Annotated in this window: 6 protein-coding genes and 2 pseudogenes; 7 read left to right on the forward strand and 1 reads right to left on the reverse strand. The window is 63.6% G+C overall.

All coding sequences use genetic code 11. From position 1 onward, the window contains the following. The 7 genes and pseudogenes from EN969_RS35970 to EN969_RS11135 form a co-directional block, all read left to right on the forward strand. Positions 1-145 (forward strand): annotated as a pseudogene (locus tag EN969_RS35970) (DeoR/GlpR transcriptional regulator); the annotation flags it as partial. 55 nt (positions 146-200) lie between these two features. Next, the gene (gene rhaS / locus EN969_RS11110; protein ID WP_013533599.1) at positions 201-1,196 is read left to right on the forward strand and encodes a rhamnose ABC transporter substrate-binding protein; all 996 of its coding nucleotides are present in this window, start codon (positions 201-203) and stop codon (positions 1,194-1,196) included. Between the two features lie 84 nt (positions 1,197-1,280). Beyond that, positions 1,281-2,822 carry a sugar ABC transporter ATP-binding protein gene (locus EN969_RS11115; protein WP_063170033.1) on the forward strand — a complete coding sequence of 514 codons (1,542 nt, stop codon included), beginning with the start codon at positions 1,281-1,283 and terminating at the stop codon, positions 2,820-2,822. Continuing rightward, complete coding sequence (locus EN969_RS11120) at positions 2,819-3,793, forward strand: ABC transporter permease (RefSeq protein WP_013533601.1); 975 nt, start codon at positions 2,819-2,821, stop codon at positions 3,791-3,793. The genes EN969_RS11115 and EN969_RS11120 overlap by 4 nt, the downstream gene beginning before the upstream one ends. After that, complete coding sequence (locus EN969_RS11125; RefSeq protein WP_063170032.1) at positions 3,790-4,785, forward strand: ABC transporter permease; 996 nt, start codon at positions 3,790-3,792, stop codon at positions 4,783-4,785. Before EN969_RS11120 ends, EN969_RS11125 begins: the two co-directional genes overlap by 4 nt. Next, positions 4,785-5,102 (forward strand): L-rhamnose mutarotase, encoded by a 318-nt coding sequence (gene rhaM / locus EN969_RS11130; protein ID WP_024503130.1) that lies wholly within the window; start codon positions 4,785-4,787, stop codon positions 5,100-5,102. The genes EN969_RS11125 and rhaM overlap by 1 nt, the downstream gene beginning before the upstream one ends. Beyond that, entirely contained in the window at positions 5,099-6,475 is a 1,377-nt protein-coding gene (locus EN969_RS11135; protein ID WP_063170031.1) for an FGGY-family carbohydrate kinase, read from the forward strand. Before rhaM ends, EN969_RS11135 begins: the two co-directional genes overlap by 4 nt. Here EN969_RS11135 and EN969_RS11140 read toward each other — a convergent pair. Then, positions 6,476-6,720 (reverse strand): annotated as a pseudogene (locus tag EN969_RS11140) (alanine racemase); the annotation flags it as partial. It abuts the gene before it with no gap.

Consider the following 6,720-nt stretch of genomic DNA (forward strand, 5'->3'; position numbering starts at 1 on the left):
GTGCGGCCTGTCGCGCATCGCCACCGTCATCACCGATGACGGCATCGACGATCGTGAAGCCAAGATGCTGGAGACCGCCGGCGTGACGCTGATCGTCGCCCGCACATCCGCAACCAACAAGGAAGAATCTTCACTGCAGGCCTGAGGCCAACTCGCGCTCGCAGCGGCGATGGAATGCAACGCTCAAGGGAGGAAATTCGATGAGCTTCTTGAAGAAATTGATGGTAACGGCGGCCTTTTCAGCCGCCATGTTCGTGAACGCAGCCTATGCCGAAAACGTCAAGATCGCGCTGGTGGTGAAGTCGCTCGGCAACGGCTTCTTCGATGCCGCCAACAAGGGCGCCGAAGAGGCGGCCAAGGAACTCGGCGATGTCGACATCATCTACACCGGCCCGACCAAGGCGACCGCCGAAGCGCAGATCGAAGTGGTCAATTCGCTGATCGCGCAGAAGGTCAACGCCATCGCCATTTCGGCCAATGACGCCGACGCTCTGGTGCCGGTGCTGAAGAAGGCCATGGAACGCGGCATCACCGTCATCTCGTGGGATTCGGGCGTCGCCAAGGAAGGTCGCCAGCTTCACCTCAACCCGTCCGACACCGGCCTGATCGGCGAGACCATCATCAAGCTCGCCGCCGACCACCTGCCGGAAGGCGGCGAGGTCGCCATCCTGTCGGCCTCCTCGACCGCGACCAACCAGAACGCCTGGATCGACGCGGCCAAGAAGATCCTGCCGGAGAAGTTCCCCAAGATCAAACTCGTCGCCACCGTCTACGGCGATGACGATTCGGCCAAGAGCACCGACGAAGCCAAGGGCCTGTTGAAGTCCTATCCGAACCTGAAGGCGATCATCGCGCCGACCACCGTCGGCGTCGTTGCCGCCGCCCAGGTCGTCACCGACGAGAACCTGATCGGCAAGGTCAATGTCACTGGTCTCGCACTGCCGTCCGAGTTCAAGAAGTTCATCGACAACGGTTCCAGCCAGGCGGTTGCCCTGTGGAACCCGATCGACCTCGGCTACTCGGCCGTCTACCTCGCCCATGATCTGGCGGTGAAGAAGGAAGAGGCCAAGCCCGGCGCCACGCTGTCGATCGGCCGCGTCGGCAAGGTCACGCTCGACGACACCAACTCGGCTGCAATGGCTCCGCCCTTCCAGTTCGACAAGTCGAACATCGAAAAGTTTTCCAAGATCTATTGATCTGGAGTTCTCTAGAGCTGACGCGGCGGGGCTCACGTCCCGCCGCGGCTTTAAACGAACCTTGTTTCAGGGCTTGATACGACTATGGACACGACAGCCCAACACGGCGCGGTGAAGGAGCGGCCTCCGGCCCCGGCTCCACGCCTGACGCTGTCCGGCATCTCCAAGAGCTTTCCCGGCGTGCGCGCGTTGCACAATGTCAGCCTGTCGCTCTATCCGGGCCAGGTGACAGCGCTGATCGGCGAGAACGGCGCCGGCAAGTCGACGCTGGTCAAGATCATGACCGGCATCTACCAGCCCGACGGGGGCACGATCAGCATAGACGGCCACGCCGTCACCCTGCCCAGCGCGCATGCCGCCTTCGGCCATGGCGTCACCGCCATCCACCAGGAAACCGTGCTGTTCGACGATCTGAGCGTCGCCGAAAACATCTTTCTCGGCCACGCGCCACGCACGCGTTTCGGCACCATCGACTGGCGCACGATGCGCAAGAATGCGCGCGAAGTGCTGGACACCATGCATGCCGGCCATATCGACGCCGACGCGCGGCTGAAGGACCTCGGCATCGCCAACAAGCATCTGGTCGCGGTTGCGCGTGCCATGTCGATCGACGCGCAGATCGTCATCATGGACGAGCCGACCGCCGCGCTTTCCATGAAGGAGATCGAGGAGCTCTTTTTGCTGATCGAATTCCTCAAGAGCGATGGCAAGGCGATCCTGTTCATCAGCCACAAGTTCGACGAGATCTACCGCATCGCCGACCGCTACACGGTGTTCCGCGATGGCGAGATGGTCGGCGAAGGCCTGATCAAGGATGCCGGCCAGAGCCAGATCGTGCGCCTGATGGTCGGCCGCGCGGTCGATCACATCTTCCCGCAGCGCAAGGCCGAGATCGGCGCACCGGTGCTCTCCGTTTCCGGCCTGTCGCATCCGACCGAATTCAACGATATCGGCTTCGAACTGCACAAGGGCGAGATCCTCGGCTTTTACGGCCTTGTCGGCGCCGGCCGCAGCGAGGTGATGCAGGCGATATCGGGCATCACCCGCACCTCAGCCGGCACGATCACGCTGGAAGGCAAGACGATCGCGCCGAAATCGGCTGCGGATTCGATCGATGCCGGCATCGTCTACGTACCGGAAGAACGCGGCAAGCAAGGCGTGGTGATCGGCCTGCCGATCTTCCATAACGTCTCGCTGCCTTCGCTCAAGCGCACGTCGAAATCCGGCCTGCTGCGGCTGTCGGAGGAGTTCGATCTGGCCCGCTCCTACACCGAGCGACTCGACCTCAGGGCCTCTTCGCTCAGCCAGGATGTCGGCACGCTGTCGGGCGGCAACCAGCAGAAGATCGTCATCGCCAAATGGCTGGCGACGTCGCCCAAGGTGATCATCCTGGACGAGCCGACCAAGGGCATCGACATCGGCTCGAAGGCCGCCGTGCACGGCTTCATGGCCGAGTTGGTGGCGCAAGGCCTGTCGGTGATCATGGTGTCGTCCGAGCTGCCCGAAATCCTCGGCATGTCCGACCGTGTCGTGGTCATGCGCGAGGGGCTAGTCGCGGCGGTCTACGACAACAAGGGGCTGGACGCCGAGACGCTGGTTCGGACGGCAGCGGGGATCGCGGCATGAAGGCTTTCCTCAAATACCGCGAAATCTGGCTGGCTGCTGCCATCATCGTCTTGATCGGGCTGATCTCGACGCGTTTTCCGGCCTTCGCCGATCCGGCCAATCTGCGTCAGGTGTTCAACGACACCTCGATCCTGATGATCCTGGCGCTTGGCCAGATGGTGGTCATCCTGACCCGGTCGATCGACCTGTCGATGGCGTCCAACCTCTGCTTCACCGGCATGGTGGTGGCGATGCTGAACGCCGCGCATCCGGCGATCCCGATCCCGCTGCTGATCGTCATTGCGCTGGTCGTCGGCCTGGTGCTCGGCGCCATCAACGGCCTTTTGGTCTGGCGGCTGAACATCCCCTCGATCGTGGTGACGTTGGGCACGCTGACCATCTATCGCGGCGCCACCTTCGTCCTGTCCGGCGGTGCCTGGGTCAATGCCGACAAGATGAGCCCGGAGTTCATCGGCTTCCAGCGCGCGGCCTTCCTCGGCATTCCGGTGCTGTCGTGGATCGCCATCCTGGTCATTGCGCTGTTCTTCGTTGTGATGACACGCACCGCGCTCGGCCGCTCGATCTACGCAATCGGCGTCAACCCGACGGCGTCGGTCTATGCCGGCATCGATGTCGGCCGGACGAAATTCATCGTCTTCTGCATCTCCGGCATGATTGGCGGCCTGTCGGGCTATCTCTGGATCTCGCGCTACGTGATCGCCTCGGTCGAGGTCGCCAATGGCTATGAGCTCAACATCATCGCCGCCTGCGTCATCGGCGGCATCTCGATCGCCGGCGGCATCGGCTCGGTCGGCGGCGCGGTATTAGGGGCGCTGTTCCTCGGCATCATCTCCAACGCGCTGCCGGTCATCAACATCTCACCCTTCTGGCAGATGGCGATTTCGGGCAGCGCAATCATTCTGGCCGTCGTGCTCAATGCGCGCGGCGAGCGCCAGCAAGGCCGCATCATCCTCAGAAAGGTGGAGGCGTGACCGACAGCCCTGCCCCGCGCCACATTCCCGACCGGCTCGACAAGCCGCTGCGTTCGGCGATCTTTTCCTGGGAAGCGCTGCTGGTCGTGGTGGCCGTCGCCATCTTCGCCATCAACAGCTTCGCCTCGCCCTATTTCCTCGATCCGTACTCGCTGTCCGATCTGACCTTCAATTTCACCGAGAAGGGCCTGATCGCCTTCGCCATGGCGCTGCTGATCATCTCGGGCGAGATCGATCTGTCGGTGGCCGCCATCATTGCGCTGGCGTCGACCATGATGGGCATGGCGGTGCAGGCCGGCGCCGGCACGCCAGTGCTGGTGGCAATCGGCATCGTTGTCGGGCTCGGCTGCGGCGCCTTCAACGGTCTGCTGGTGACAAGGCTCGGCCTGCCCTCGATCGTCGTCACCATCGGCACGATGAGCCTGTTTCGCGGCATCGCCTTCATCATCCTCGGCGACCAGGCCTACAAAGGCTATCCCTCAAGCTTCGCCTTCTTCGGCCAGGGCTATGTCTGGTGGGTGGTGTCGTTCGAGCTGGTGCTGTTCCTGATCGCGGCTGTCGTCTACTGGTTCCTCTTGCACCGCACGAGTTTCGGCCGACGCGTCTTCGCCATCGGCAACAATCCGGTCGCTGCGCAATTTTCCGGCGTGCGCGTCGGCCGCACCAAGTTCATCCTGTTTTGCCTGACCGGGCTGATGTCGGGCATCGCCTCGGTGCTGATCACCTCGCGCCTCGGTTCGACGCGGCCCTCGATCGCGCAGGGTTATGAACTCGAAGTCATCACCATGGTGGTGCTCGGCGGCGTCAGCATCCTCGGTGGCGCCGGCAGCATTCTGGGCGTCGTGCTCGCCGCCTTCATCATGGGGCTGGTGACCTTCGGGCTCGGCCTGCTCAATGTGCCGGGCATCGTCATGTCGATCTTCATCGGCCTGCTGCTGATCATCGTCATCGCCTTGCCGATCGTCTGGCGGCGGCTGCGCGGAGGGCGTTGATGGCCGAGAAATACGCGTTCAAGATGAAGCTGAAGCCCGGCATGAAGGCAGAGTACAAGAAGCGCCATGACGAGATCTGGCCGTCGCTGGTCGCGCTGCTGAAGCAGGCCGGCGTCTCCGATTATTCCATCCATCTCGACGAGGAGACCAATATCCTGTTCGGTGTGCTGTGGCGGCAAGACGACCACCGCATGGACGAATTGCCCGGGCATTCGGTGATGCAGCGCTGGTGGGCCCACATGGCCGACATCATGGAAACCAGGCCGGACAACGAGCCGGTGGCCGTGAAGCTGGAAACAATGTTCCATATGGCATGACTGCGATGCGCCACATCGCCGTCATCGACATAGGCAAGACCAACGCCAAGGTGGCGCTGGTCGACCTCGCTGCGTTGAGCGAGGTGGCGCTGCGCCGCATGGCGAATGCGCCGGTGCGGCAGGCGCCTTACCCACATCACGATGTCGAGGCCTTGTGGGCATTCATCCTCGAAAGCCTTGCCGGCCTCAACCGCGAACAGCGCATCGACGCCATTTCGATCACCACCCATGGCGCGACCGGCGTGCTGGTCGACGCGGCGGGTGAACTGGTGCTGCCGGTGCTCGACTATGAGTTCGACGGCCCCGACGGGATGGCCGAGGATTACGACGCGATCCGCCCGCCTTTTGCCGAGACCGGCACGCCGCGCCTGCCGCTCGGCCTCAATCTCGGAGCACAATTCTTCTGGCAGCAGAAGAGCTTCCCGGCGGAATTCGCCAGGGCCGCGGCGCTGCTGATGTACCCGCAATACTGGGCCTTGCGCCTGACCGGCATCGCCGCCAACGAGGTCACCTCGCTCGGCTGCCACACCGACCTGTGGAACCCGTGGACAGCGGATTTTTCATCCCTGGTCGAGAGGCTGGAGTGGCGAAGCCTGACGGCGCCGGTGCGGCCAGCCGGGGACCGCCTCGGCCCGATCCTGCCCGCTGTTGCGGTGCGAACCGGACTCGATCCGCAAACGCCGGTGTTCTGCGGTCTGCATGATTCCAACGCGTCGCTGCTGCCGCATCTGCTGTCCGACAAACCGCCTTTCTCGGTGGTCTCGACCGGCACCTGGGTGGTGTCGATGGCGGTCGGCGGCAAGCAGATTGTGCTGGATGCGGCGCGCGACACGCTGGTCAATGTCAACGCGCTCGGCGATCCCGTTCCCTCTGCGCGCTTCATGGGTGGCCGCGAGTTTTCGGTGCTGACAAAGGATCAGCCGGAGCCGTGGACCGAGGATGATGTCGGCGCCGTGCTGGCGCGAAAGATGCTGCTGCTGCCGTCGACCCAGCAAGGTTCGGGGCCGTTCCCGCACCATGCCGCGGCATGGCTCAACGCCGACGGCATCAACAAAGGCCAGCGCTTTGCCGCCATCTCATTCTATCTGGCCCTGATGACGGCGACCTGCCTCGACTTGATCGGTGCCGACGGCCCGACCACGGTCGAAGGCCCCTTTGCCCGCAACCGGCTCTTTGTCGGCATGCTGGCGGCAGCCACGGCGCGCGCCGTGGTTGCGTCGGAGGCCGCCACCGGCACCAGCATCGGCGCGGCGCTGCTGGCATGCGATCGGCCGGCGACGCACGGCAAGGGCGAAAGAATAGAACGGCCTATAGACCCAGCATGGGTCGACTATGTCAGCGCATGGCGGGCGGCAGTGGAAGTGCAGGGCTGATCAGAGAATCCGTTTGCCGAAGGCAGACATGACGAAGTTGACCGCGTCGGTGCCGATCCGCGGCTCCAGATCCGCCGTCAGGCCCGAAACATCCATCGACAGCAAGCCGCCGGAGAGCGCGATCGCCTCCATCGCCTGATGTGTTTCGCGCACGGTCAGCCCACCGGAGCCCGCAGCCCAGCCGGCGAATTCGGTCGCGGTCGGCGAATAGCTGACATGAAAGCCTTGCGTGCCTGATGTGGCGA

Source organism: Mesorhizobium sp. M7A.F.Ca.CA.003.01.2.1 (assembly GCF_003998945.1).
In the GTDB taxonomy this organism is placed as follows: domain Bacteria; phylum Pseudomonadota; class Alphaproteobacteria; order Rhizobiales; family Rhizobiaceae; genus Mesorhizobium; species Mesorhizobium ciceri.